Consider the following 23,430-nt stretch of genomic DNA (forward strand, 5'->3'; position numbering starts at 1 on the left):
TGGTCTCCCTCACATGACCGCCCCCAGCTGCCAGGGGGCGAACTCCTCGTCGCCGAAGCCGAGCTCCTCACTTGCCGTCTTGCGGCCCGACGCGACCTCCAGGACCAGGTCGAAGATCTGTGAGCCCAGCTCCGCGACCGTGACCTCGCCGTCCAGGATCACACCGCAGTCGACGTCCATGTCCTCGGCCATCGCCCGGTAGACCTCGCGGTTGCTGGCCAGCTTCAGGCTGGGCGCCGGACGGCAGCCGTACACCGAGCCCCGGCCGGTCGTGAAGCAGATCAGGTTGGCGCCGCCGGCGACCTCCCCGGTCGCCGAGACCGGGTCATAACCCGGGGTGTCCATGAACACGAAGCCCCGCGAGGTGACCGGCTCGGCGTACTCGTAGACCGCGGTCAGCGGCGTGGTGCCGCCCTTGGCGACCGCGCCGAGCGACTTTTCCAGGATCGTGGTCAGGCCGCCCGCCTTGTTGCCCGGCGAGGGGTTGTTGTCCATCGACTCGGCGTAGGACTCCCACCAGCGAATCCGCGAGACCAGCCTCTCGCCGACCGCACGGGAGACCGCGCGGCGGGTCAGCAGGTGCTCGGCCCCGTACACCTCGGGCGTCTCGGCCAGGATCGCGGTGCCGCCGTGGCGTACGAGCAGGTCGGCGGCGGCGCCGAGAGCCGGGTTGGCGGTGATTCCGGAGTAACCGTCCGACCCGCCGCACTGCAGGCCGAGGACGAGCTCGGAAGCGGGTACGGGCACGCGGGTGACCGCGTCCGCGGCGGGCAGCAGCTCGCGGATCACCTCCAGACCGCGGCGTACGGTCGCCGAGGTGCCGCCGAGCTCCTGGATGGTCATCGTCGGGGTATCGGCCGGCAGGTCGAACCCGGTGAGCTGGTTGACCTCGCAGCCGAGGCCGATGACGAGGATCGCGGCGAAGTTGGGATGCCGCGCGTAGCCGTTCAGGGTGCGGCGCAGCAGCCGGATCCCGTCGCCGTCAGACGCCATGCCGCAGCCGGTGCCGTGGGTCAGCGCCACGACACCGTCCACGTTGGGGAAGCCCTCCGTGGACGCCCGCGCGGCGATCATCCGGGCGACCGTCGCCGAGCAGTTCACCGAGGTGAGGATGCCGATGTAGTTGCGGGTGGCGACCCGCCCGTCCGGCCGCCGGATGCCCTGGAAGTGCGCGGGCGCGGGCACCGGCTCGACCTCGCGTACGTCGGTGCCGAAGGCGTAGTCCCGGTCGTGCGGCCCCATGCCGAGATTGTGGGTGTGGACATGCGAACCGGCCGTGATCGGCGCGGTCGCGACGCCGATGAGCTGGCCGTACTTGCGGATCGGGGCACCGGAGGCGAGGTCGCGGACGGCCACCTTGTGGCCGCGGGGTACGCCGGGCAGGTCGCGCAGGGCCACCGCCACGTCGTCGTCGGGCTGTAGCAGCAGGGTCTCACCAGTCATGCATGCTCCCGTCCTCAAGGCGGTTGACCGGCAGATACGCCTGCCGGTAGGGGTACGCCGCGGCCGCCTCCTCGTCGATGTCGACGCCGAGACCGGGCTCCTCCGAGGGGTACATCGACCCGTCCGCGAAACGGTACGAGTGCGGGAAGACGGCGTTCGTGGCCGAGGTGTGCGGCATGTACTCCTGGATGCCGAAGTTCGGCACCGCGATGTCGACGTGCAGCGCGGCCGCCAGGCACACCGGCGACAGGTCGGTGGCGCCGTGCGAGCCGGTGCGCACGTGGTACAGGTCGGCCAGGTCGAAGACCCGGCGCAGATGGGTGATGCCGCCGCCGTGCACGACGTCCATCCGGATGTAGTCGATGAGCTGCTCGGTGATCAGCTGGTGGCAGTCCCAGATGGAGTTGTAGACCTCACCGACCGCGATCGGCGTCGTGGTGTGCTGCCGGATGAGCCGGAACCCCTCCTGCAGCTCCTCGGAGATCGGGTCCTCCAGCCAGAACAGGTCATGCGGCTCGAGAGCCTTGCCCAGCCGTGCCGCCTCGATCGGGGTGAGCCGGTGATGCGCGTCGTGCAACAGGTGGAAGTCGCGGCCGAAGCGGGAGCGTACGGCCTCGAACAGCCCCGGGATGAAGTTGAGGTACTTCGTGGTCGACCAGGTCTCCTCGTCCGGCCGCTCCCCGGCGAGAGCGGGCTCGTACGGCTCCCCCGTCACCGGGACGCCGTAGACCTTCTCCAGGCCCGGAATGCCGACCTGGACCCGCACCGCGCGGTAGCCGCGGCCGAGGAGGTCCCCGACCTGCTCCAGCGCTTCGGGGATGGTCGCGCCGTTCGCGTGGCCGTACACCGTGACCGCGTCGCGCGACCGCCCGCCGATGAGCTGGTAGACCGGCATGCCGGCCGCCTTGCCCTTGATGTCCCACAGTGCCGTGTCGACCGCCGCGACCGCGGTCATCGTCACCGGCCCGCGCCGCCAGTACGCGCCCTTGTGCAGGTACTGCCAGGTGTCCTCGATGCGGCTCGCGTCGCGGCCGATCAGGAGCTGGCAGACGTGGTCCCGCAGGTACGAGGCGACCGCCAGCTCACGGCCGTTGAGGGTGGCGTCGCCCACCCCGGTCAGGCCGTCGTCGGTGGTCAGCTTCAGGGTCACGAAGTTGCGGTCGGGGCAGGTGACGATGACCTTGGCCGCGACGATCTTCACCGTGGCCTCATCCCGTCTGGACCCAGGCGTGCTCGGGGTCGAGGTAGGGGATCATCTGCCGGCCCTGGCCCGCCATCACCCACAGGTAGCAGAGCTTGTAGCCGGGCGCGGCGACGACCGGGTGGTAGCCGGCCGGGATCGCGGCGACGTCGCCGTCGCGGACGGTGAACGCCTCCTCGCCCTTGCCGTCGTAACGGAGCTGGATGCCGAAGCCGTTGGCCGGGTCGAGCTTGAAGAGGTAGACCTCCTCCAGCTTCACCTCGCGCGGCGGCTCGTGGGTGTCGTGCTTGTGCGGCGGGTAGCTGGACCAGTTGCCGGGCGGGTTGATCGTCTCGCCGAGCAGGAGTCGCCCGGCGTCGTCGCCCGGGCCGAGGATGGTACGGACCGTACGCGACCAGTTCCCCTCACCGCGCTCGGCGACGTCCTGGTCGGCCGGGCCGATGATCCGCGCCGTGCCGGGGGTGCCGTCGCCGAGCGGGGCGTAGGCGATGACGATCTGCGCGGGACCGCCGGTCGCCTCGAACCGCAGTGGCGTGCCCGGTGGCGCGTACACGGTGTGGCCCGGTCCGTCGAAGACGTCGCTGCGCCCGCCCGCGGTGCCGAGCCCCTCGACGTCGACGACGCCGGAGAGGACCACGGCCGCGATCTCGGCGTCACGGTCGAGCTCGAGGGTCTCACCGTCGGCCAGGTCGGCCAGGTCGAGCCCGATCAGCTCGGTTTCCTTGCCCGGGGTCAGCAGGGTTCTCAATCTCTCTCCTTGATCTGGGTGACCAGCTGCGTGGGATTGACGAAGCGCAGTGCCACGACGAGCAGCACCAGCATGGACATGGTGTAGATGACCGCCATCGCGTCGATCTCCTGCTGCGCGCGGATGCCCGCCGAGGAGACCGAGTAGTAGAGCGCGACCACGAGCGTCTGGCTGTCGGGACCGGCGGTCAGGAAGGTCAGCTCGAACATGCCCACCGTACGCACCAGGATGAGGATGGCGGCGGCCAGCATGCCGGGGAGCAGCAGCGGGCCGAGGATCCTGGTGAAGATCACGCGGGTACGGGCGCCGCACATCCGCGCCGCCGCCTCGATCTTCGGGTCGATCTGCTCGATGAACGGCGTCATCACGAGGATGACGAACGGCACCGCCGGCACGAGGTTCGCCAGGATGACGCCGGACAACTTGCCCGCCAGGTGGAACTTGTACAGGACGGTCGCCAGCGGCACGCCGTACGTGATCGGCGGGATGAGGATGGGCAGCAGGAACGCCACCATCAGCACCCGCTTGCCGGGAAAGGTCCGGCGGGCCAGCGCGTACGCGGCGGGCACGCCGATGAACAGCGAGACCACCACCACGGCCAGGGCGACCTCCAGGGTCACGACCAGCACCCCGCCGAGGTCGAACTCCCGCCACGTCGTCCCGTACCAGCGCGTGGTCCAGCCGGCCGGCAGCCACCCGGTGAACCACCGGGTGCCGAAGGAGTCGACGACGACCGCGCCCACGACCCCGGCCAGGATCAGCATGAAGAAGACGACCGCGCCCCAGACCAGCCACGCCCCGGGCCGCAGAGTGACCCGCCGTCCGCCCGATACGGCCGCCATCAGCCCTTACCTCCCGTCGCGCCCCGGTACAGACGGGAGCGCCAGCCGAGGACCAGGCCGATGACGATCAGCTCGACGGCGCCCATGATCATGGCGATCGCCGAGGCCATCGAGTAGTCGTACTGCTCGAAGGCCGCGTGGAACGCCGCGATCGAGATCACCCGGGTCTGCCCGGCCGGATCGCCGACCATGATCGCCGAGGGGAAGACCGAGAACGCCAGCACGAACGACAGGCAGAAGGTGATCCCCAGACCCGGTGCCAGCAGTGGCAGCGTGATGTACCGGAACCGCTGCCACCAGCCCGCGCCGAGCGTGGCCGCGGCCCGCTCCAGGGTGGGATCGATGCCGCTCAGATAGGACAGCGTCAGCAGGAACGCGAACGGGAACCCGGAGATGATCAGCGAGAACAGCACGCCCCAGTAGTTGTGGGTGAACCGCACCGGGTGGTCGGCGATGCCCGCGTCCATGAGCAGCCGGTTCAGCCAGCCGGTCGGGCCCATGAACGCCAGCAGGCCCTCGGCGGTCAGCACCGTGCCTAGCGTGATCGGCACGACCAGGATCGTGGTGATCGTCCGCTTGCCGCGGAACCTCCCCCGCATCCGGTACGCGATCGGCACCGAGGCGATGACGTTGAACAGGGCCGCCGGCAGGCTGAGCTTCAGCGTCGTCCAGATGGTGTCCCGCAGATAGGAGTCGGCGAAGAAGTTGTGGTAGTCGGCGAACGGGCCCGAGCCGTACCGCTGCACCGTCTCCGATCCGGGCTGCGGCTGGAAGGACAGCTGCAGCCCGTACACGAACGGATAGATGAACAGCGCCACGATGAAGATGACGGCCGGCAACAGGAGCAGCAGCGTACGGTCCATGCCACGGTCGGCCAGGCGATGCCGCAGCGCCATACGCGCCATGGACGCGTCGGCCGCCATCTAGCTCACCTCCGCGGGGGCCGCCGGACTCTCGGCCGCGAACACCAGCACCCGCTCCGGCGGCACCGACACCGTCACCCGGTCACCCGGGGCCAGGCGGGCGGCCGCACGCAGATGGAGCGGGGCGCCGGCCGCCGTACGCGCCTGGACCGCCTGCTCGCGGCCCTGGTACTCCACGACCTCGACGTCGACCTCCATGGCGTTCGGACCGTCGCCCACGGTGAAGTCCTCGGGCCGGATCGCGGCGACCGCGGTCTCGCCCAGGTCCTCGCGGCGCGTGCCGGTCAGGTCGCCGAGGACGACGGACTTGCCGGCGCCGGCACCCGAACCCGAGGTCACCGGCAGTTCGAACTCGTTCCGGTAGCCCATGAACCCGGCCACGAAGCGGTTGGCGGGCTCGGTGTAGACCTCCTCCGGAGTGCCGACCTGCTGGACCCGCCCGTCCCGCAGGAGCACGAGCCGGTCGGCCAGGGAGAGCGCCTCCTCCTGGTCGTGGGTCACGTAGACCGTGGTGAGCCCTAGCGTCTGGTGGATGCGCTTGATCTCGGTGCGCATCTCCAGCCGCAGCTTCGCGTCGAGGTTGGACAGCGGCTCGTCCATGAGCACCAGCGCCGGCTCCATCACGATCGCGCGGGCGATCGCCACGCGCTGCTGCTGGCCGCCCGACAGCTGGCCGGGGAACTTCGCGGCGTGGTCGCCGAGCTGGACGAGCGACAGCGCCTCGTCGACGCGCCGCCTGGACTCGGCCTTGGCGACACTCGCCATCCGCAGCCCGAACGCGATGTTGGCGCGCACCGACATGTGCGGGAAGAGCGCGTAGTTCTGGAAGACCATGCCGAAGCCGCGCTGTTCGGGCGGCACGGTGTCGATCCGCCGCTCGTCGAGCCAGATCGAGCCGCCGCTCAGCGGCAGCAGACCCGCCAGGCAGTTCAGCGCGGTCGACTTTCCACAGCCCGAAGGGCCGAGCAGCGCCACGAACTCCCCGCCCCTGATGGTCAGGTCGAGCCCCTCCAGGGCCGGCACACCCCCGAAGCCGCGGCTCACCTTGTCCAGCCGCAGCTCCGAGATCCTCGTGTCGGGACGCGTCACTTGCGCACCTTTCCGCTGCCCACGGTGCGGTCCCACTGGTCGAACGCGGCGACCTGCTGCTCGGCCGGCAGCGAGGTCTCCTTGGGGAACTTGGCGATCCACTGGTCGTACTCGGGGCGGCCGAACTGCTGGATGACCTGCTGGGACTTCGGCGGGGCCATCTGCACGGTGACGCCGTTGACGGCGGGGCCCGGGTAGAAATAGCCGGTGTCGTAGGCCTTGGCCTGCTGCTGCGGCGTCAGCATCCACTTGAGGAGCTGCAGGTCCGCGGACAGCACGTCGGCGGAGACCCCCGTCGGCACGACGCCGTACTGCGCGTCGGTGACCCAGTGCATGCCCTTGAGGTAGGCGACCTTGTCACCGGCCGGCACCTGGCCGAGCGCCCGCGGGTTGATGTCCCAGCCCGTGGTGGAGGCGATGATGTCGGCCGACCCGTTGGCGAGGTTGGCCATCGTCTCCGACGTCTTGGAGGGGTAGTAGTCGACGTACTTGCTGAGCTCCTGGAGGTACGCCCAGGTCTTGGTCCAGCCGGCCTTGGGGTCCTTGGGGTTACTGTCCCCGAGGATGTAGGGCAGGCCCATCAGCAACGTACGGCCCGGGCCGGAGTTGGCGGGGCGGGCGTACTGGAACTTCTTCGGGTGTGCCTTGGCCCAGGCGAGCAGGTCCTGCGCGGTGGCCGGCGGCTTGGTCACCGTCTTGGGGTTGTACTCGATCAGCGGCCCGGACGGGTAGTACACGACCTCGACGCCGTGGCCCTGGGCCAGCTCCTGCATCTTCGCCGCGGGCGGCAGGTAGTTCGCGTTCCCGAGACGGCTCGCGTAGTCGTCGGTCTTGACCCACAGTTTCTGGGAGATGCCCGCCGCGAGGCCGTCGGTGCCAGTGAGGACCAGGCCGATCTGCACCTGCCCGGCGCTCTGCTGCGCCTTGATCTTTCCGGGCAGCTCCGGCGCGGTCGCGGTGGTGTACGTGACCTTCTTGATCACCTTGGGATGCGTCTTGACGAACTCGTCGATCATCCCCTTCGTGAGCTGGAGGTTGCCCGCGACGTCGATGATGTTGAGCGTCACGGCCTTCTTCGGGTTGTCCGGGACCGAGTTCGGGGAAAGGTCCTTGGCCCCGCCTCCGGAGCTCGGTGAGCCGCACGCGCCCACCAGGACGAACACCGCCGCGAGGCTCAGACTCTTAACGCGCATCTGGGGATTCACCTTCCAGTCGGATCGGGCGGTACGGCTGTCGACGCCCGCACGATCAGCTGACATTCGAGTTCCCGGCGAAGATCCCCCGCTTCGGCGCCGGTGACGGACAGGAGGCTGAGGAGCAGGTCGACGGCCGCACGGCCCGCTCGTTCGTTCTGCAGGGACACGGACGTCAACGGCGGGGTGGCCATGCCCGCCATCGCGATGTCGTCGAACCCGACGACGCTCATCTGCCGGGGCACGGACACGCCCCGGTCGGCCAGCCGGGACATCACCCCGAGCGCCATCAGGTCGTTGTACGCGATGATCGCCGTCACGCCCTCGGCGAGCGCGAGGTCGGCCGCATGTGGCCCGCCGTCGAAACGCGGCGCGAACGGGCCCAGCTCCACGATCTCGATGCCCTCGCGAGCCGCACGGCGCAGTCCGCGCCGGCGCTCCCGGTTGGACCACGAGGTACGCGGACCGCTCAGGTAGGCGACCTTGCGGTGTCCGAGAGCGGCGAGATGATCGACGGCCTGCCGCATCCCGCCCGCCGCGTCCATGGTCACGGCCGCGTGGCCACGGACCTGGCGGTTGATGAACACCAGGGAGGTCGTGCCGACCACCCGCTCGAGCTGGGTCGCCGACATGCGTGACGAGCAGAGGATGACACCGTCGACCTGCTTGGCCATGGCCTGGACGAGCGCCATCTCCTCCGCGGGGTTCTCGTCGCAGTCCGCGAGGAACACCGCGTAGTCGGCCTCGCGGGCGCGCGCCTGGACCCCCTTAAGCACGTTGGGAAAGAAGGGGTTGGACAGGTCGGGGACGATCACTCCGAGGTTTCCGGTCTTGCCGGTGATCAGTCCCCGTGCGGCGCGGTTCGGGCGGTAGCCCAGCCGCTCCGCGGTGGCGAGCACGTAGTGCCGGGTCTCGTCCTTCACCATCTCCGGCACGGTGAACGCACGGGACACGGTGGACACCGAGACCCCCGCCTCACGGGCGACGTCCTAGATGGTTACCGGCACCACGAAACTCCTTGACGCATGAGATTGAGTGAAAGACTGCAATCCTTTGCAGAAGCCGTCAATGTAGCCTTTTGGGTATAAAACCCTTACTTGCTACCCGCCGCCGAGAAGAATTCTGGTGTTGTCCCAGCCCTCGAGCCCGGGATCGAGGCGTGACAGGTCCTCCGGCGCGCGAAGCCGGTGCCAGCCGGGCCCGGAGCGTACGGCTCCCGGGAGCCCGGCGGCGGCACGCAGCCGGCCGGGGGCGTCCGGGGTGTCGAGATCGATCTCCTTGAGCCACGGTGGGGCCGGCAGCCGGGCGGCCAGGGCCACGAGGCCGCCGTCCTTGGCCGGGCAGATCGCGACCTCACCGCTCCCGAGGGCGCGGAAGAGCTTGCCGAGCAGCAGGGGCGGCAGGTCGGGTGCGTCGTGGGCGACGACGGCCACCTGGTCGGCGCCGAGATCGGCGAGCTGGCCGAGCAGCGCCTCCAGCCCGGTGGTCAGCACCACCCGGGTGCCCGGCCAGGTGATGGCCTCGGCGTCCTCGTCGGGCTCGGTCAGCGCGAGGACGGGCGTGACGAACTCCAGCCCGGCGACCACCTCGTAGGTGTCCTCCAGCATGGCGAGCCGGAACTCCGCGGGGTCGGCGCCGGGCGGGGTCGCGACCGCGCGCCCGGCGAGGACCGCGACGAAGCGGGAGCTCACGTGACGGGCTCTCCGTCTTCGAGCGGCAGGCCTGCGGTCGCGGCGACGCCTTCGAGGTAGCCGCGGGCGCGCTCGGTCTTGGGGTAGCGGTTGACCAGTTTCCAGAACGCCGGTCCGTGACCGGGCTCGATGAGGTGCGTGAGCTCGTGCAGGAGGACGTAGTCGACGACCCAGGCGGGCATCCCGCGGAGCTGGGCCGACAGCCGGATGGTGCCGTCTTCGGGAGTGCAGGAGCCCCAGCGGCTGTGCTGGTTGCCGACCCAGCGCACACTGGCGGGCGCGACCAGCCCGTCGAGGTAGCGCTGGGAAAGCTCCCGCGCACGGTCGAACAGGACGGCGTCGCTCGGATGCCGGCGTTGCTCGCGCCTCGCGAGCCGCTCCAGCACCATCGTGATCCATTCTTGCTCTTCGGCGGCGCTCAGCCCGGCCGGCATCATCACGACCGTTTTGTCACCGTCGCGGCGCGCGGTGACCGTGCGGCGGCGCCGCGCGCTGCGACGGACTTCTATCTCGCCTGTGGGGGGCACCGTAGCACCGTACCGAAAACTTTGTTTTCTCCACAGGGGGTGGATCGCATCGATGCAGGTAGAACCCAGGTAATTGGTTCATCCCCAGGACTATCCACACCCTTGTGCTCAGCCTGTCCACAGCGACACTCCGCCCCGTCCCCACCGGTTCCCCAACATCGTCCACAGGGTTTCGTTGACGCCTCTCGTGCTCCGCTCCTACCGTCACGCGAACCGGGGGTCCCCGCGGCGCACGGATCGGCGGCCGACTGGGAAGGGCGGCGGCAGGTCCGGCGCACGGGGGCTTTCCGGGCGCGCCGGGCCGGAGTGAACGGGCTCAGCGGCCGGTGAACCTCGGGGCACGCCTCTCGCGCTGGGCGGCGATCCCTTCGGCGAGATCGTCCGAGGCCATGGTCACGGGCTGGGCGAGCGACTCCCACCGCAGCGCCGCCTCCAGGCTCGGCTGGCCGCCATCGGCCAGGGCGGCCTTGGTCAGCCGGGTGGCGACCGGCGCCCGCTCGGCGATCTCCGCGGCGACGCCGAGCGCCTCGTCGAGGACCTCCTCGCGCGGCACCGCGCGGTTGACCAGGCCATGCGACGCGGCCTGCGCTCCGGTGACCACGCGGCCGGTGAAGAGCATCTCGCGTGCCAGCGGCAGCCCGCCCGCCTCGGGCAGGAGGTAGGTGGCGGCCATTCCGGGGTGGATGCCGAGCCGGGTGAAGGGCGCGACCAGCTTGGCGTCCGCGGCGGCGTACCTCAGGTCGCAGGCGAGCGCGAGGCAGAGGCCCGCGCCGACGGCGGCGCCGTTGACCGCGGCGACGGTGGGGACCTCCAGCGACCGGATCGACAGCCAGGTGCGGTAGAAGCCGAGCATGTGATCACGGAGCGGGGCCACCTCGACCTCGCCTCGTTCGGCGATCCAGGCCAGGTCACCTCCGGAGGAGAAGGCGGTGCCGGCACCGGTCACGACCACGCACCGCAGTCCCGCGTCGTCTCGCAGATCCGCGATGACCTCGCGCCAGGCGGCCGTCATCGCGTCCGACATCGCGTTGCGACGCGCCGGGTCGTTGAGGGTCAGCAGGACGACTCCGTCGGCACGCCGGTCCACCAGTAGCTCTTCGCTCATGATCGGAGGGTATTGGGCCTGCTCGGAGAGGGCAGTGAGAAAGCACACACTTACCCTGTTGTCCAGTTCACCTATGCTCACAAGTGCAAGCGGTGAAGTTCTGGCGTACATCGGTATAGACGCGTTACGTCTCTCCCGGACAATGAAGACGACGTGGTCCGACCGGACCTCCAGCCCCAGCAACCTCGCGGATGCGCGAACAAGCAGGTAGGCGAATGAGCGATCTCCCCCGTCGCGCCGTGACCCGGACCGCCAAACTGGCGTCCCTCCCGATCGGCTTCGCCGGGCGTACGGCGCTCGGTGTCGGCAAGCGCACGTTCGGCAAGTCCGCCGAGCTGGTCGCCGTCGAGATCCAGCAGCGCACCGCCGAGCAGCTGTTCAAGGTGCTCGGTGAGCTCAAGGGCGGGGCGATGAAGCTCGGCCAGATGCTGTCGATCTTCGAAGCCGCACTGCCGCCGGAGATCGCGGGTCCTTACCGTGCGACGCTCACCCGGCTGCAGGAGGCGGCGCCGCCGCTGCCCGCCAGGACCGTTCACCGGGTCCTGGCCGAGGGGCTCGGCGAGGACTGGCGGGAGCTGTTCGACGAGTTCGACGACCGGCCCGCCGCGGCGGCCTCGATCGGCCAGGTCCACAAGGCGGTCTGGCACGACGGCCGTACGGTCGCGGTGAAGGTGCAGTACCCCGGCGCCGGACAGGCGCTGCTGAGCGACTTCAACCAGCTCGCACGGCTGAGCCGGCTGTTCTCCGCGCTGATGCCCGGGCTCGACATGAAGTCGATGCTGGCCGAGCTCAAACAGCGCGTCAGCGAGGAGCTCGACTACACGGTCGAGGCGGACTCACAGCGCGCCTTCGCCGCGGCGTACGCCGATGATCCCGACATCTACGTCCCGCAGGTCGTCGACCAGTCCGGCCACGTGCTCGTCACCGAGTGGATGGACGGCACTCCGCTCTCGGCGATCATCACGGGCGGCACCCAGGAGCAACGCGACCACGTGGGCCTGCTGTACTGCCGGTTCCTGTTCTCCGGGCCGGCGCGGTGCGGCCTGCTCCACGCCGACCCGCACCCGGGCAACTACCGGCTGCTCGACGACGGCCGCCTCGGGGTCATCGACTTCGGCGCCGTCGACCGGCTGCCGGGCGGTTTCCACCGGCGCATCGGGGTGCTCATGCGCATCGGCACACTTCTCGACATCGACCAGATCGTGGATGCCCTGCGCGAGGAGGGCTTCATCCGCGAGGGCGTGGAGATCGACCCGGAGTCGCTGCAGTCGTTCATCGTGCCGATCACCCAGCCGCTGATCGAGGACAATTTCAAGTTCAGCCGCGAGTGGCTGCGCCAGGAGTTCGCACGGGTCACCGACCTGCGGCCGACCAACGTCGTACGCCAGCTGAACCTCCCGCCGTCGTATGTGCTGATCCACCGCGTGGTGGCCGCGGGCACGGGCGTGCTGTGCCAGCTCGAGGCGGAGGGCCCGTTCCGTGGCGAGGCGCTGCGCTGGGTGCCCGGCTTCGCCGATGACGACCCGACCGGTGAGGAAGAGATCGCCAGCTGAGAGCCCGTGCTCCGGCTACCAGTAGGCCGGGTCCAGGCGGCCTTCGATCGAGCGGAGGTTGTCCCGGCTACAGCGGTCGCACAGGTGCTGCGCGCCCCGCTCGGTCACATCGGTGGTCCAGCCGAGCGGTGACTCGGCGGTGACTCCACATGACGTACAGCTGACCATTCCGTGCTGCCCCCTCTGTCGGCCTCACCCAAGCATCACCGATTCGCCCCGCGACCGGAAGCGGAACGCGGTGACGTTGGCCAATGCCTTGCCCCCACCAGGGCATCCCAACCGCTGGAGCCGGCCGGCGCACGATTCGCTCGCCTGCCCCTCCCCGCGAGCCGCCGGGCTCCGGGGCCGTGGAAACGACGAGGACCCCCGGCCGTTGGTGCCGGGGGTCCCGTTTCCTCTGGGAGGCGTGTCAGCTTCTCGGTGAGGCCGTCAGCGCGTGGTGAACAGGCGCCTGAGGCGGACGGCGGTCAGCTCGGCGTCCCGCCGGGCCCGGCGTGCGGCCCGGGCCTGGGCGAGGCCGCGCCGACGCACCGCGTCGCGCTCGGCCTCGCGTATTCGCTCCTGGGACAGTTCAATGCTCAGCAAGCTCATCTTCTGCTCTTTCTCGATGTGTTCGGGCTCGATGGGCGGTGGCGTCATGCCGCCACCTCGGCGTTCTTGCGCGGACGTCCACGCGGGCGCTTCCGTGGGACGACGACGCCGCGGATGAAGAGCTCCCCACCCCAGACACCCCAGGGCTCGCGGCGCTCGAGAGCACCGGCGAGGCAGGCGCGCCGGATCGGGCACTCGGCGCACAGCGCCTTGGCCAGTTCGACGTCCTGTGGCGACTCGGCGAAGAAGAGCTCAGGCTCGTTCCGACAGGGAAGATCAAGGTTCTCGCTGATCGCGGTGAGCGCGAGGCCCAAGGTCTCCACCCCTTTCTTGATTCGATCTCGTTGGCTCGGTTGTGTGTGGCCAAACAAAAAGGCCGCGGTTCCCGGGTTCGGGATCCGCGGCCTGGAGGCCTGCCAGAGCTTTTACTCTGGCGGTCTCCAGGGGTGCGGACCCTTGGGCATACGGATGCCGGTGTCCTTGACCTGGTCATTGACCTGAACAGCCGCGGATTTGGCGAAGACATGCTGCTCCACGCGCTTCTCCACGCCGCTAGCTCGCTCGCGCCCGGCTTCGGGGGAGGCATAGCCGGCGGCGGTAAGCGGCACGAGGCCGCGCGAGGACAGCACAGTCGTACGCGGGCATGCGGCAGGCCACGTCAGCAACGCGCTGAAGTTCGTCACAGGACTGCCACCGCCTCTCTCGTCCGAAGGCTCTTCTGCGATCAGAGAGCCCTTCATGTGCTCGCGAGAAGCGTACGATCGCTTCCCGGATGCAGGCAACGTATTTTCCACCTGCGATTTCTTATTTTTCGAAGCGTTGCCTTGAGGCCTCGTACAGGAGCACCGTCGCGGCGGCCGCGGCGTTGAGCGAAGAGGCCGCCCCGCCGATGGGGATGCGCACCACCTCGTCGCAGGCAGCGAGCCATGCGGCGCTCATCCCCCGCGTCTCGTTGCCGATCACGATCAGTGCCGGGTCGCGCAGATCACAGCGGTGTACGTCCCGATTTCCGGTCTCGTCGGTGCCGATGATCTGGATGTCCGCACCACGGGCCCATTCGGCGACCGTCCCCGGCGAGGGCGCACGCACGACGGGGACGGCGAACAGCGACCCCGTGCTGGCGCGTACGGCCTTGGGGTCATAGACGTCGGCCGCGTGCCCGGTCACGATGACGCCGGCGGCGCCGAACGCGTCGGCGGAGCGCACGACGGTCCCGATGTTGCCGGGATCGCTGGGCCGGTCGAAGACGATCACGGGCCCGCCGGGCGTGATGCGGTCCAGGTCGTCCGGCGGGAGGGCGGCCACCGCCACCAGCTCGGCCTCGTCCTTGGCGGCGAGCTCGGCCAGCAGGTCCGGAGCCATCTCGACGCGCTCCGCGCGCGTGTCGCGCAGCATGTCCTCGGCCCACGACGACAGCCGGCGCCCGGAGGCGTACAGGAGACTGCGGATGGGCCAGCCACGCTCGGCGGCGATGGTGATCGGCCGTACGCCGTGCACGAGGAACTCCCCGGCCCGGCCACGCTTCGTACGGTTGGTGAGGAGCGCCTCCCACTGCTGGAAGCGCGCGTTGCGCGTCGTGACCCGCAACGCCCCGGTGGCGCTCACGCGGCGCGCTCGGCCGGAGCCCCGGTGCGAACCCGCAGGAGCCCGCAGCCCTGCCGGCTGGTCGGCAGCTGCCCGGGAAGTCTCACGATCGGCACCCTACAGGCGCCGCCGCGGGAGGGATCCGCGCCGAGGCCCAGGCGGTACAGGCACGGTTGTAACGCTCCCTGAGGTCCGGACATCTGCTGAGATAAATCCAGAGAAGGGAAACGGCGTGGATGATCCGCCGGATGGACCTCGACGGCACTTCGAGAAGATCTACGAGACGCATTACACCGCGATCGCCCAGTACGCACTGCGTCGTACCGAGTCCTCGGACGATGCCGTCGACGTGGTCAGCGAGACGTTCCTCACGGCATGGCGCCGGCTGCACGACGTGCCGGCAGGTGACGAGACGCGCCTGTGGCTGTACGGCGTGGCACGCCGTGTCCTCGCCAACCTTCACCGGGGCGCGGCCCGGCGTGAGCTGCTGACGGCGCGCCTGCGGATGTCATTCGCCGAGTCCTTCGCGGACCGGCCGCGTGAGTGCGACGAGGTGCGTGCCGCCTTCGCCGGACTCTCGGCAGGTGATCGCGAACTGCTCTCCCTGACCGGCTGGGAGGGACTGTCTCCCACCGAGATCGCGACGGTGCTGGGGTGCTCGCGCGGCACCGTACGGGTGCGGTTGCACCGGGCCCGCAGGCGTCTCGCCCGGGAGCTGGCGGTGGCGGGCGCGGACCTGGAGCGCTACGGCACCCGGGCGATGGAGCTGGCAGAAGGAGTGAACCGATGAACGTCGACCGGATCGTGCGACACCTCGACCCGATGAACACCGCACCTCGGCTGGACGAGGACGCGCGGGAGCTGTGCGCCGAGATCACGGCCGTGCCACGGAACACCGGGCGGCCCCGTGTGCCGGCGCCGCGCCGGTGGCGGGTCGGCGTGCCGCTCGTCGCCGCCGTCGCCGCTGTGGTCCTGGCGCTGACCTGGCTGCTGCCGGGGGCGTTCGGCCTGGGCCCGCGCCCGGCCTCGGCGGCCCTGGACATCAAGCGGCAGGGTGGCTACTACGTCGTCACGGTGAAGGACCTGTTCGCCGACCCGGCGCGCTACCAGGCCCAGCTGCGGGGACGCGGCCTCAACATCTCGCTCAAGCTCGTGCCCACGACGCCGGACGCCGAGGGCCGGCCGTTCGTGCTGGATCCGAAGGAGAACGGCCTGACCGAGGCGGATGTTCGCCTCAGGAAGGACCTGATCACGACCATCGCCCACCCCGCCAAGTGTGAGGTGCCTGGGGGCTGCGCGATCGGGTTGAAGATCCCGGTCGGATACACCGGCAGTGCGGTCATCTACCTCGGGCGCGAGGCCCGGCCGGGTGAGAGCTACCAGGACCCTCCGGACCTCAATGCTCCCGGCGGACCGCTGCACTGCGTGCACTACCTGAAGAGGACCGTCGACGAGGTACGCACGCTGCTGAGGCGGCACGGCGTGCCGACGGTGACGTTCACGGACGGCCATGGAACGCCGGGCTCGGTCCCGGGCTCCTGGTACGTCCACGACGGTGTCCTGAGCGGACCGGGCCGTGCCCTCCTCCTGGTCGCCCCCACGCTGAAGCGCCCCGACGCGCCGGGGCCCGTCCTGACGGGCGACCTGTGGTGGCACGGCTGCTGAGCCCCGGGCCCGGCCCTCGGGCAGCGTGACGGGTATGGCGGGCGTGGCCGATGGCCACGCCCGCCCTGACGCGCCGGATCTGGGGGCCGCGGGCCCGGATCCCGCGCTGTACGAGGCTGTTCGCCCGCTCAGCCGTGCAGAATCGCCTCGGCGATCGCGTCGGGGTGGGTCAACAGGGCTTCGTGGGTCCCGGGGACCATCACGGGCTCGAGCCCGAGCCGGGCGGCGTACTCGAGTCCGGGCCGGGGCAGCGCGCGGTCGTCCGCACTGAGGATGTACTGAGCGCGAATGCCGAGCGTGGTCACGTCCGGGACGTCGAGCGCGTCCAGGAAGTAGCCACGAGGCTGGGATGTCAGCAGTTCCGCCAGCAAACGTTGCGCGTCCTCCGCGACACCCTGCATGAGCAGCCGCTGGACGACCTCTGGGGTGAGCGAGACGCGGTCCGGCGAAGCCGCCATCAGCTCCGGCAGGAAGCCGGGAGCCCCCGCCGGCAGATCCTCCACCAGCGACCTGCCACGTACGGGAACGAGCGCGCTGTAGTAGACGACCTTGGAGACCCTGTCCGCCAGACGGTGAGCGGCTCCGGTGATCGGGTAGCCGCCCCAGCTGTGCCCGACCAAGGTCACCTGACCGGAGCTCAGCCGTTCCGTCTCGGCGACCACGTGGTCCACCGCGTCCTGAAGCCCCAGCCCCGTGGCGTCATCACCATCGTCCAGGCCGGGCAGCGTGAGGCAGATCGCACGATGCCCGGCCGCGCGCAGCCGCTCGGCCACCGGCCGCCACGCCCACCCGCCATGCCAGGCTCCCGGTATCAGCACGTAGGTCGGCGAGTCCCGGTCCATGGTTGAACCATAGTGCCCCTGACCTGCCCATCTTCGCATCGGCCCGGAGATCCCGAAGATCGGGCCGGCCGTGGCGGGTCAGGCCCCCGTCGTCCTGATCAGGCCCTCCTGGACGACCGAGACGACGAGCTCGCCCTCCCGGGTGAACACCTCGCCACGGGCCAGCCCTCGGGCGCCCGAGGCGTTGGGGGTGTCCTGCGCGTACAGCAGCCACTGGTCGGCGCGGAACGGGCGGTGGAACCACATGGCGTGGTCCAGGCTGGCGCCCATGGTCTTCTTGTCGCCCCAGGCCAGGCCGTGGTTGAGCAGGACCGTGTCGAGCAGCGTCATGTCCGAGGCGTACGTCATCAGGCAGACGTGCAGCAGGGGGTCGTCCGGGAGCTCGCCGTCGACGCGCAGCCAGACCTTCGACTCCGGGCCGGTCAGCGACGGGTCGCGGGCGGCCTCCCAGGTGAGCGGGGTGACGTGCCGCAGGTCGACCGGGCGCCTGCGGTGGAAGTCGTCCGCCATCGGGCCGAACAGCTTTTCCAGCCGCTCGCGGAACGTCGGCAGGCTTTCCGGGTCCGGCACCTCGGGCATCGGCGCCTGGTGGGACGGGCCGTCCTCCAGGACCTGGAACGACGCCGACAGCGTGAAGATCACTTTGCCGTGCTGTACGGCGGATACGCGGCGCGTCGTGAACGACCGGCCGTCGCGTACGCGGTCGACGGTGTAGACCAGCGGCACGCTCGGGTCGCCGGGGCGGATGAAGTAGGCGTGCAGCGAGTGGACGTGGCGGTCCTGCGGCACCGTGCGGCCGGCGGCGACCAGCGCCTGCCCTGCCACCTGGCCGCCGAACACGCGCTGCTGGCGTTCTTCGGGGCTGCGCCCGCGGAAGATGTTCATTTCGATCTGCTCAAGATCGAGCAGATCGAGCAGCTCCTTCAGTGCGCCGTTCATTTCGTGGTGTTCCCTACTCAATTGACCGGATCATCAGTCAACCAGGTCGGCGGAGGTCATCTCGCCCCGGCACAGCGCGAGGACATCGGAGCCGTAGCGGTCGAGCTTGACCGCGCCGACGCCGGGGATCGCGGCCAGCTCCGACTCCGACGCGGGGGCGCGCTCGGCGATCGCCTGAAGGGTCGCGTCGGTGAACACGACGTACGACGGGACCTTCAGCTTCTTGGAGGTGTTCACCCGCCAGTCCTTCATGCGGGTCAGCAGCTCCTCGTCGTAGTCGGCGGGACAGCTCTCACAGCGGCCGAGCTTGCGCTCGATCGCCGCGGTCAGCGGGCGGCCGCAGACCCGGCACGGCTGCGGGCCCTGCGCGGCCGCCCGGCGCCGGGACCGGTCGACACGCGGAGGCCCGGCACTCTGGGGCGCCAGGCCGTCGAGGAACCGGGACCGCCGGCGGCCCTTGCGCCCGCCCGGAGAGCGGGCGAGCGCCCACGAGAGCGTCAGGAACTCCCGCGCCCGCGTCACCCCGACATAGAGCAGCCGGCGCTCCTCCTCGATCTGCTCGGGGTTCTTCTCCGCGTAGATGATCGGCAGCGTGCCCTCGACCAGGCCCGCCAGGAAGACCGCGTCCCACTCCAGCCCCTTGGCGGTGTGCAGCGTGGCGAGGGTCACGCCTTCGAGCGTCGGCGCGTGCTGCGCGCCGGCCCGTTCTTCCAGCTCCGCCACGAACTCCCGCAGGCCCGCCGACGGCCGGTCGGCGGCCACGTCCTCGGCGAGCTGGGCCAGCGCCGCCAGGGACTCCCAGCGCTCGCGTGCCGCGCCCCTGCCCTCGGGCGGCTTGTCCGTGAGACCGGCGCTGGCCAGGACGTCGCGTACGGCGCGTACGAGCGGCTCGTCGCCCGCCGAGCGCGCGGCGCCGCGGAGCAGCACCACGGACTGGCGCACCTCGGCGCGTTCGAAGAACCGCTCGGCGCCCTTGACGACATAGGGCACGCCCTGGTCGGCGAAGGCCTGTTCGTACGGCTCGGACTGGGCGTTGATGCGGAACAGCACGGCGATCTCGCGTGCGGGTACGCCCTCGTCGAGCAGCTCGCGGATGCGCTTGGCCACGGCATCGGCCTCGGCCACCTCGTCGTCGTACTCGTGGAAGGCCGGCGCCGGGCCCGCGGGGCGCTGGGCGACCAGCTCCAGGCGGTGCCGGCGCGCCTCGCCGCGAGCCTGGGCCAGCACGCCGTTCGCGAGCCCCACGACCTGCGGCGTCGAACGGTAGTCGCGGACGAGCTCGACGACCTTCGCCCCGGGGTGCTCGATCGTGAAGTTGAGCAGGTACGAGGGGCTGGCGCCGGTGAAGGAGTAGATCGTCTGGTTCGGGTCGCCGACGACGCACAGGTCCTTGCGCTCGCCGAGCCACGTGTCGAGCAGGAGCTTCTGCAGCGGGTTGACGTCCTGGTATTCGTCTACCACGAAGTGGCGGTACTGGTCGCGGAACTGGTTCGCGACCTCCTGGTGCTCGGTGAAGATCGCGGCGGTCAGCTCCAGCATGCCCTCGAAGTCGACCAGGTTGCGGTCGCGGCGGAGCTGTTCGTACGCGTCGTAGAGGCGGGCCATGTCGGCCGCGTCGGCCGGCGGGGTACGTGCGGCCTTGGCCGCGGCCGCGACGTATTCGCCGGGGCGGGTCTGGGTGACCTTCGCCCACTCCACCTCGGCCGCGGCGTCGCGCAGCTCGGTGCGGCCGAAGGACAGGCGGCACGCGCGCGCCGCCTCGGCGACCAGGCCGAGCTTGGACTCGACCAGCCGGGGAGGCTCACCCCCGATGACCTTCGGCCAGAAGTAGTGCAGCTGTTTGAAGGCGGCGGCGTGGAACGTCTTCGCCTGCACCCCTGGGGCGCCGAGCTGCCGCAGCCGCCCGCGCAGCTCACCCGCGGCGCGCGTGGTGAACGTCACCGCCAGCACGCGCTGCGGCGAGACCACACCGGTGAGCACGGAGTACGCGATCCGGTGGGTGATCGCACGGGTCTTGCCCGTGCCCGCGCCGGCCAGCACGCACACCGGCCCGCGTATGGCCTCGGCGACCTCACGCTGCTCCGGGTCAAGTCCGGCAAGGACCTCATCCGCATCCATCGCCCCTCCTTCCTCGGATCGCTCATCCTCTCAGGCCCATCGGACGCTCGCGCCCCTTCCCTCACGTGTCGCGACACGGGGAATGAGGTGGCCTGACCCGGTGTTGAGAGAATGTTCGCGACTGAGGGTTGACCGACGATGCCGGGGAGAGTCATGACCACGCCCACGACGGGTGAGCTCACGATGTACACCACGACCTGGTGTGGCTTCTGCAGGCGGCTGAAGACGCAGCTGTCGCGCGATGGGATCGAGATGGTCGAGGTCGACATCGAGCGCGACCCGGCGGCCGCCGCGTTCGTCGAGAGTGTCAACGGCGGCAACCAGACCGTCCCGGTCGTCGTGTTCCCCGATGGCACCGCCGTGACCAACCCCACCGCCAAGGACGTGAAGGCGCGCCTCGCGGCGATCGTGACGACCTGACGCTGTCGGCCTGACCTGGGCGATCACTGGCCGGATGCAGTTTCGGGCCAGCGGTAATGTGTGTTATGCGCCCATCCCTGCTGGCGCCGCTCCGGCGCCGGGTACACCCGCCCCTGGCCACGGGAATCCTCGTGGCGGCACTGTGCCTCATGACGGAGACGGCCGTCGGCGCCCTGCTCGGGAAAATGGTGCCGGTCCAGTCCCTCGGCGTGCTGTACCTCCTCGGCCTGCTGCTGATCGCGACGGTGTGGGGTCTCGTCCTGGGGCTCCTGATGGCCCTCGCCAGCACCGTCGTGTTCGACTACTTCCTCATTCCGCCCGCGTGGAGCCTGCGGCTCAACCGCGACGAGGACCTGGCGATCCTCGGCGTCTTCATGGCTCTGGCGCTCCTGGCCTGCACGCTCGCGAGGCTGTCCCAGCTGCTGTCCGCCGAGGTGGAGGCGCGCAAGGAGGCCGACCTGTCCGCCGAGCTGGCCCGCCTCCTGCTGCGCACGCCGGACCCGGGCACCGTCCTGCAGTCGGCCGCGCGGCGGCTGGCGCGGACGCTGGGGCTGCCCTCGGCCGCGATCGAGCGCGGCGTGATCGCCTCGGACGTCCGGCATGAGGCCTTCCCGCTCCGTGGCGAACAGGTGATGGCCACCCTCCTCGTTCCCGCCGGTCTGCCACGGCAGGTGACACGCCGCCTGCGAGAGCGCGTGATCCCCTCGCTGGAGGTGCTCCTGGAGGCGGCGTGCGAGCGCAAGAAGGTCGCGGACGCGCTGCGCGACAGCCGCGACGAGCTCGCCCGGATCGCCGACGAACAGGCCTCGCTCCGTCGCCTGGCCACGCTGGTCGCCCATGCCGCCCCGCCCACGGAGGTCTTCCACGCGGTCGCCCACGAGATGGGGCGGATCCTGGGGGCGATGCACACAGTGGTGGCCCGCTACGAGCCCGTCGCCTCCGCGGTCACCGTCGGCAACTGGAACAACCGCCCTGACCTCGACGCCACCATGCCGCTCCACTCCCACTGGACCCTCGAACCCGGCACCGTCTCCGAGCTGGTGTCGCGTACGGGTGCGCCCTCGCGGGTCGACGCGTACCTGGGCGCCGGCCCGCTCACCCGAAGGCTGCGCGCGCGGGGGATCGTCTCCTCCGTCGGCTGTCCGATCGTGGTCGGCCGGTCCCTGTGGGGCGTGGCGATCGTCTCCGCCAGCACGTCCGACCCGCTGCCGGACGACACCGAGATGCGCATGCTGGAGTTCACCGAGCTCGCCGCCGCCGCGATCGCCAACGCCCAGGGCAACGCCGATCTGAAGGCCTCACGTGCCCGAGTCGTCGCCGCCGCCGACGAGGCACGCCGCCGCGTCGAACGCGATCTGCACGACGGGACGCAACAGCGACTGGTCTCCCTGGGCCTCGAACTGCGCGGGATCGGAGAGGCGATCCCGCCGGAGCTGGACGAGGTCAGAACGCAGCTGGCACGGACGGCGAAGTCGCTGGACGACGCCGTGGTGGATCTGCAGGAGCTTTCACGCGGCCTGCATCCGGCGATCCTGTCCAAGGGCGGTCTCAAGCCGGCGCTCACGGTGCTCGCACGGCGGTCCGCCATGCCGGTCGAGCTCGACGTGTCCGTGTGCGGGCGGCTCGCGCAGCGCTTCGAGGTGACCGTCTACTACATCGTGTCCGAGGCGCTCACGAACGCGGCCAAGCACGCGTTCGCCTCCGTCGTTCACATCGGACTCGCCATGAACGGCCGCACCCTGCGGCTCTCGATCAGCGACGACGGCGTCGGCGGAGCCGATCCGAGCTGCGGATCGGGCCTGATCGGCCTCACCGACCGCGTCGAGGCCATCGGCGGCAAGATCTCGATCGTCAGCCCGGCCCGTGGTGGGACCTCCCTGCTGATCGAGTTCCCGCTGGACGAGCGCGGGTGATGCTCACCGGGCCCGCGAGAGGTCGGTGATGACGACCTTCCCGATGGGCCGGTCCTCGATCAGATGGCGGAGTGCCTCGCCCGCGGCGTCGAGCGGATAGATCGAGTCGATGACCGGAAAGATCCGCGCGTCGGCCAGCAGGCCGGTGATGGTGGACCAGGCGAGACGCGACTCGGCGGCGTCCACCGCGGTCAGGGAGAACCCGTGCAGGCTGGCGCGGCGCCGTACGACGTCGCCGATCGGCAGGTGCGCCACCCCGCCGCCGGACTGGCCGACCAGCACGATCCGCCCCTCGGTCGCCAGTGTCTCGGCGATCTGCGCGGTCAGCTCGCCCCCGACGCCGTCGACGGCGACGTCGATGCCGTCGGCGAAACCGGCGCCGAGCCCGCCGGCCAGCCGGTCGCACTCGAGGTCGACCACCTCGATCCCGTACGCCCACGGCGCCGCGCGTACGGCCTCGGCCTTGGCCGTGCTGCCCGCGCTGCCGGCCACGGCGGAGGCGCCGAGCGCGCGGGCCACCTGGGCGGTCGCGTTGCCGATGCTGCCGCCGATGGCGGGTGAGAAGACCCGCGCTCCCGGCGAGAACATGCCCAGGCGCAGGGCGAGCACGGCGGTGAGGTAGGCGATCGGCACCGTGGCCGCCACCTCGTCGGCGACGTTCACGGGGATCTCGGCAAGGTTCTGTTCCGGGATCACGGCGAACTCCGCCATCGTGCCGTCCGCGGTGACGCCGACGGGCCCGGCGAAGAACATCACGCGAGTGCCGGGCTCCCACCGGCCCGCGGGGTCGGCGACGACGACGCCCGCTCCCTCATTGCCCAGCGTGACCGGGCCCGGCATCGCGCCGGTGGCGACCGTGTGGTCCCACCGGGTCACCCCCGCGGCGGTGACCTGCACCAGCACCTCTCCGGTGCCGGGCGTGGGATCTTCGACGTACTCGACGCGCAGGTCGGTGGTGTGCTCGGTGATCGGATACGCGCGCGCAGCCTTCACCCGCCGCCCCCTTCGCAGCCCCCTGGAGCGGACGTTGACGCGACACGATG

General features: G+C 70.5%; 25 protein-coding genes and 1 pseudogene. 5 read left to right on the forward strand and 21 right to left on the reverse strand.

The annotated features are described in order from the left end of the window. Positions 1 to 9 precede the first annotated feature (9 nt). The 12 genes and pseudogenes from FB559_RS05315 to FB559_RS05365 all read right to left on the reverse strand — a co-directional run bounded on the left by FB559_RS05315 (position 10) and on the right by FB559_RS05365 (position 10,762). Entirely contained in the window at positions 10 to 1,443 is a 1,434-nt protein-coding gene (locus FB559_RS05315) for a UxaA family hydrolase (RefSeq protein ID WP_141953893.1), read from the reverse strand. Further along, positions 1,433 to 2,644 (reverse strand): D-mannonate dehydratase ManD, encoded by a 1,212-nt coding sequence (gene manD, locus FB559_RS05320; protein WP_141953895.1) that lies wholly within the window; start codon positions 2,642 to 2,644, stop codon positions 1,433 to 1,435. Before manD ends, FB559_RS05315 begins: the two co-directional genes overlap by 11 nt. 7 nt (positions 2,645 to 2,651) lie before the next feature. Next, on the reverse strand, positions 2,652 to 3,392 hold the full coding sequence (locus FB559_RS05325) for a 5-deoxy-glucuronate isomerase (protein ID WP_141953897.1): 741 nt from the start codon (positions 3,390 to 3,392) through the stop codon (positions 2,652 to 2,654). Then, positions 3,389 to 4,234 (reverse strand): ABC transporter permease, encoded by an 846-nt coding sequence (locus tag FB559_RS05330; RefSeq protein ID WP_141953899.1) that lies wholly within the window; start codon positions 4,232 to 4,234, stop codon positions 3,389 to 3,391. Before FB559_RS05330 ends, FB559_RS05325 begins: the two co-directional genes overlap by 4 nt. Beyond that, positions 4,234 to 5,157 (reverse strand): ABC transporter permease, encoded by a 924-nt coding sequence (locus FB559_RS05335; RefSeq protein ID WP_141953901.1) that lies wholly within the window; start codon positions 5,155 to 5,157, stop codon positions 4,234 to 4,236. Before FB559_RS05335 ends, FB559_RS05330 begins: the two co-directional genes overlap by 1 nt. Further along, positions 5,158 to 6,246: an ABC transporter ATP-binding protein gene (locus FB559_RS05340; protein WP_221639892.1), complete on the reverse strand. Its 1,089-nt coding sequence runs from the start codon at positions 6,244 to 6,246 to the stop codon at positions 5,158 to 5,160. Further along, entirely contained in the window at positions 6,243 to 7,439 is a 1,197-nt protein-coding gene (locus tag FB559_RS05345; RefSeq protein ID WP_141953904.1) for an extracellular solute-binding protein, read from the reverse strand. The genes FB559_RS05340 and FB559_RS05345 overlap by 4 nt, the downstream gene beginning before the upstream one ends. 8 nt (positions 7,440 to 7,447) lie before the next feature. Beyond that, positions 7,448 to 8,338, reverse strand: coding sequence for a LacI family DNA-binding transcriptional regulator (locus FB559_RS05350; RefSeq protein WP_281286322.1), 891 nt, complete (start codon positions 8,336 to 8,338; stop codon positions 7,448 to 7,450). Further along, positions 8,312 to 8,416 (reverse strand): annotated as a pseudogene (locus FB559_RS46085) (LacI family DNA-binding transcriptional regulator); the annotation flags it as partial. The pseudogene FB559_RS46085 and the gene FB559_RS05350, both read right to left, overlap by 27 nt. Positions 8,417 to 8,539: 123 nt before the next feature. Beyond that, on the reverse strand, positions 8,540 to 9,130 hold the full coding sequence (locus FB559_RS05355) for a DUF2064 domain-containing protein (RefSeq protein WP_246121364.1): 591 nt from the start codon (positions 9,128 to 9,130) through the stop codon (positions 8,540 to 8,542). After that, positions 9,127 to 9,657: a M48 metallopeptidase family protein gene (locus FB559_RS05360; protein WP_246121365.1), complete on the reverse strand. Its 531-nt coding sequence runs from the start codon at positions 9,655 to 9,657 to the stop codon at positions 9,127 to 9,129. Before FB559_RS05360 ends, FB559_RS05355 begins: the two co-directional genes overlap by 4 nt. Positions 9,658 to 9,973: 316 nt before the next feature. Then, positions 9,974 to 10,762 (reverse strand): enoyl-CoA hydratase/isomerase family protein, encoded by a 789-nt coding sequence (locus tag FB559_RS05365; protein WP_141953906.1) that lies wholly within the window; start codon positions 10,760 to 10,762, stop codon positions 9,974 to 9,976. Between the two features lie 215 nt (positions 10,763 to 10,977). Here FB559_RS05365 and FB559_RS05370 point away from each other — a divergent pair, with 215 nt between their 5' ends. Beyond that, complete coding sequence (locus tag FB559_RS05370; RefSeq protein ID WP_141953908.1) at positions 10,978 to 12,315, forward strand: ABC1 kinase family protein; 1,338 nt, start codon at positions 10,978 to 10,980, stop codon at positions 12,313 to 12,315. Positions 12,316 to 12,330: 15 nt separating this feature from the next. Here the strand turns inward: FB559_RS05370 and FB559_RS43640 are convergent, their stop codons facing one another. The 5 genes from FB559_RS43640 to FB559_RS05390 all read right to left on the reverse strand — a co-directional run bounded on the left by FB559_RS43640 (position 12,331) and on the right by FB559_RS05390 (position 14,511). Next, positions 12,331 to 12,483 carry a hypothetical protein gene (locus tag FB559_RS43640; RefSeq protein ID WP_185792051.1) on the reverse strand — a complete coding sequence of 51 codons (153 nt, stop codon included), beginning with the start codon at positions 12,481 to 12,483 and terminating at the stop codon, positions 12,331 to 12,333. Between the two features lie 261 nt (positions 12,484 to 12,744). Further along, the gene (locus tag FB559_RS05375; RefSeq protein WP_141953910.1) at positions 12,745 to 12,954 is read right to left on the reverse strand and encodes a hypothetical protein; all 210 of its coding nucleotides are present in this window, start codon (positions 12,952 to 12,954) and stop codon (positions 12,745 to 12,747) included. Then, the gene (locus FB559_RS05380) at positions 12,951 to 13,220 is read right to left on the reverse strand and encodes a WhiB family transcriptional regulator (protein WP_281286323.1); all 270 of its coding nucleotides are present in this window, start codon (positions 13,218 to 13,220) and stop codon (positions 12,951 to 12,953) included. The genes FB559_RS05375 and FB559_RS05380 overlap by 4 nt, the downstream gene beginning before the upstream one ends. Positions 13,221 to 13,331: 111 nt before the next feature. Beyond that, a complete protein-coding gene (locus FB559_RS05385; RefSeq protein ID WP_141953914.1) occupies positions 13,332 to 13,589 on the reverse strand; it encodes a hypothetical protein in 258 nt (85 codons plus the stop codon). Between the two features lie 121 nt (positions 13,590 to 13,710). Next, on the reverse strand, positions 13,711 to 14,511 hold the full coding sequence (locus FB559_RS05390) for a TrmH family RNA methyltransferase (RefSeq protein WP_141953916.1): 801 nt from the start codon (positions 14,509 to 14,511) through the stop codon (positions 13,711 to 13,713). A 211-nt stretch (positions 14,512 to 14,722) separates the two neighbouring features. Between FB559_RS05390 and FB559_RS43645 the strand changes: the two genes are divergently transcribed. Further along, positions 14,723 to 15,280 carry an RNA polymerase sigma factor gene (locus FB559_RS43645; RefSeq protein WP_185792633.1) on the forward strand — a complete coding sequence of 186 codons (558 nt, stop codon included), beginning with the start codon at positions 14,723 to 14,725 and terminating at the stop codon, positions 15,278 to 15,280. Beyond that, the gene (locus FB559_RS05400; RefSeq protein WP_185792053.1) at positions 15,277 to 16,155 is read left to right on the forward strand and encodes a hypothetical protein; all 879 of its coding nucleotides are present in this window, start codon (positions 15,277 to 15,279) and stop codon (positions 16,153 to 16,155) included. The genes FB559_RS43645 and FB559_RS05400 overlap by 4 nt, the downstream gene beginning before the upstream one ends. 128 nt (positions 16,156 to 16,283) lie before the next feature. On the opposite strand, the gene FB559_RS05405 is transcribed toward FB559_RS05400, so the two are convergent. From FB559_RS05405 to FB559_RS05415, 3 genes are all read right to left on the reverse strand, one after another. Continuing rightward, the gene (locus tag FB559_RS05405; RefSeq protein WP_221639893.1) at positions 16,284 to 16,997 is read right to left on the reverse strand and encodes an alpha/beta fold hydrolase; all 714 of its coding nucleotides are present in this window, start codon (positions 16,995 to 16,997) and stop codon (positions 16,284 to 16,286) included. A gap of 78 nt (positions 16,998 to 17,075) precedes the next feature. Next, positions 17,076 to 17,936: an acyl-CoA thioesterase II gene (gene tesB, locus FB559_RS05410; RefSeq protein WP_141953920.1), complete on the reverse strand. Its 861-nt coding sequence runs from the start codon at positions 17,934 to 17,936 to the stop codon at positions 17,076 to 17,078. A gap of 33 nt (positions 17,937 to 17,969) precedes the next feature. Continuing rightward, positions 17,970 to 20,054, reverse strand: a complete 2,085-nt coding sequence (locus FB559_RS05415; RefSeq protein ID WP_141953922.1) for an ATP-dependent DNA helicase UvrD2 — start codon at positions 20,052 to 20,054, stop codon at positions 17,970 to 17,972. 153 nt (positions 20,055 to 20,207) lie between these two features. On the opposite strand from FB559_RS05415, the gene FB559_RS05420 reads away from it, so the two are divergent. Together FB559_RS05420 and FB559_RS05425 are read left to right on the forward strand one after the other, a co-directional pair. Next, positions 20,208 to 20,474 carry a mycoredoxin gene (locus tag FB559_RS05420; protein WP_141953924.1) on the forward strand — a complete coding sequence of 89 codons (267 nt, stop codon included), beginning with the start codon at positions 20,208 to 20,210 and terminating at the stop codon, positions 20,472 to 20,474. A 65-nt stretch (positions 20,475 to 20,539) separates the two neighbouring features. Further along, complete coding sequence (locus FB559_RS05425; protein WP_185792054.1) at positions 20,540 to 22,387, forward strand: ATP-binding protein; 1,848 nt, start codon at positions 20,540 to 20,542, stop codon at positions 22,385 to 22,387. A 3-nt stretch (positions 22,388 to 22,390) separates the two neighbouring features. Here FB559_RS05425 and FB559_RS05430 read toward each other — a convergent pair whose 3' ends face one another. After that, complete coding sequence (locus tag FB559_RS05430) at positions 22,391 to 23,380, reverse strand: quinone oxidoreductase family protein (protein ID WP_141953928.1); 990 nt, start codon at positions 23,378 to 23,380, stop codon at positions 22,391 to 22,393. Positions 23,381 to 23,430 lie beyond the last annotated feature (50 nt).

It is taken from the genome of Actinoallomurus bryophytorum, from assembly GCF_006716425.1.
GTDB classification, from domain to species: domain Bacteria; phylum Actinomycetota; class Actinomycetes; order Streptosporangiales; family Streptosporangiaceae; genus Actinoallomurus; species Actinoallomurus bryophytorum.

Bases quoted from the DNA above. Each gene is read 5' to 3' on its own strand.
- FB559_RS05315 (WP_141953893.1), bottom strand. From the start codon at position 1,443: ATGACTGGTGAGACCCTGCTGCTACAGCCCGACGACGACGTGGCGGTG.
- FB559_RS05330 (WP_141953899.1), bottom strand. From the start codon at position 4,234: ATGGCGGCCGTATCGGGCGGACGGCGGGTCACTCTGCGGCCCGGGGCG.
- FB559_RS05335 (WP_141953901.1), bottom strand. From the start codon at position 5,157: ATGGCGGCCGACGCGTCCATGGCGCGTATGGCGCTGCGGCATCGCCTG.
- FB559_RS05345 (WP_141953904.1), bottom strand. From the start codon at position 7,439: ATGCGCGTTAAGAGTCTGAGCCTCGCGGCGGTGTTCGTCCTGGTGGGC.
- FB559_RS05365 (WP_141953906.1), bottom strand. From the start codon at position 10,762: ATGAGCGAAGAGCTACTGGTGGACCGGCGTGCCGACGGAGTCGTCCTG.
- FB559_RS05370 (WP_141953908.1), top strand. From the start codon at position 10,978: ATGAGCGATCTCCCCCGTCGCGCCGTGACCCGGACCGCCAAACTGGCG.
- FB559_RS43640 (WP_185792051.1), bottom strand. From the start codon at position 12,483: ATGGTCAGCTGTACGTCATGTGGAGTCACCGCCGAGTCACCGCTCGGC.
- FB559_RS05375 (WP_141953910.1), bottom strand. From the start codon at position 12,954: ATGACGCCACCGCCCATCGAGCCCGAACACATCGAGAAAGAGCAGAAG.
- FB559_RS05400 (WP_185792053.1), top strand. From the start codon at position 15,277: ATGAACGTCGACCGGATCGTGCGACACCTCGACCCGATGAACACCGCA.
- FB559_RS05405 (WP_221639893.1), bottom strand. From the start codon at position 16,997: ATGGACCGGGACTCGCCGACCTACGTGCTGATACCGGGAGCCTGGCAT.
- tesB (WP_141953920.1), bottom strand. From the start codon at position 17,936: ATGAACGGCGCACTGAAGGAGCTGCTCGATCTGCTCGATCTTGAGCAG.
- FB559_RS05415 (WP_141953922.1), bottom strand. From the start codon at position 20,054: ATGGATGCGGATGAGGTCCTTGCCGGACTTGACCCGGAGCAGCGTGAG.
- FB559_RS05420 (WP_141953924.1), top strand. From the start codon at position 20,208: ATGACCACGCCCACGACGGGTGAGCTCACGATGTACACCACGACCTGG.
- FB559_RS05425 (WP_185792054.1), top strand. From the start codon at position 20,540: ATGCGCCCATCCCTGCTGGCGCCGCTCCGGCGCCGGGTACACCCGCCC.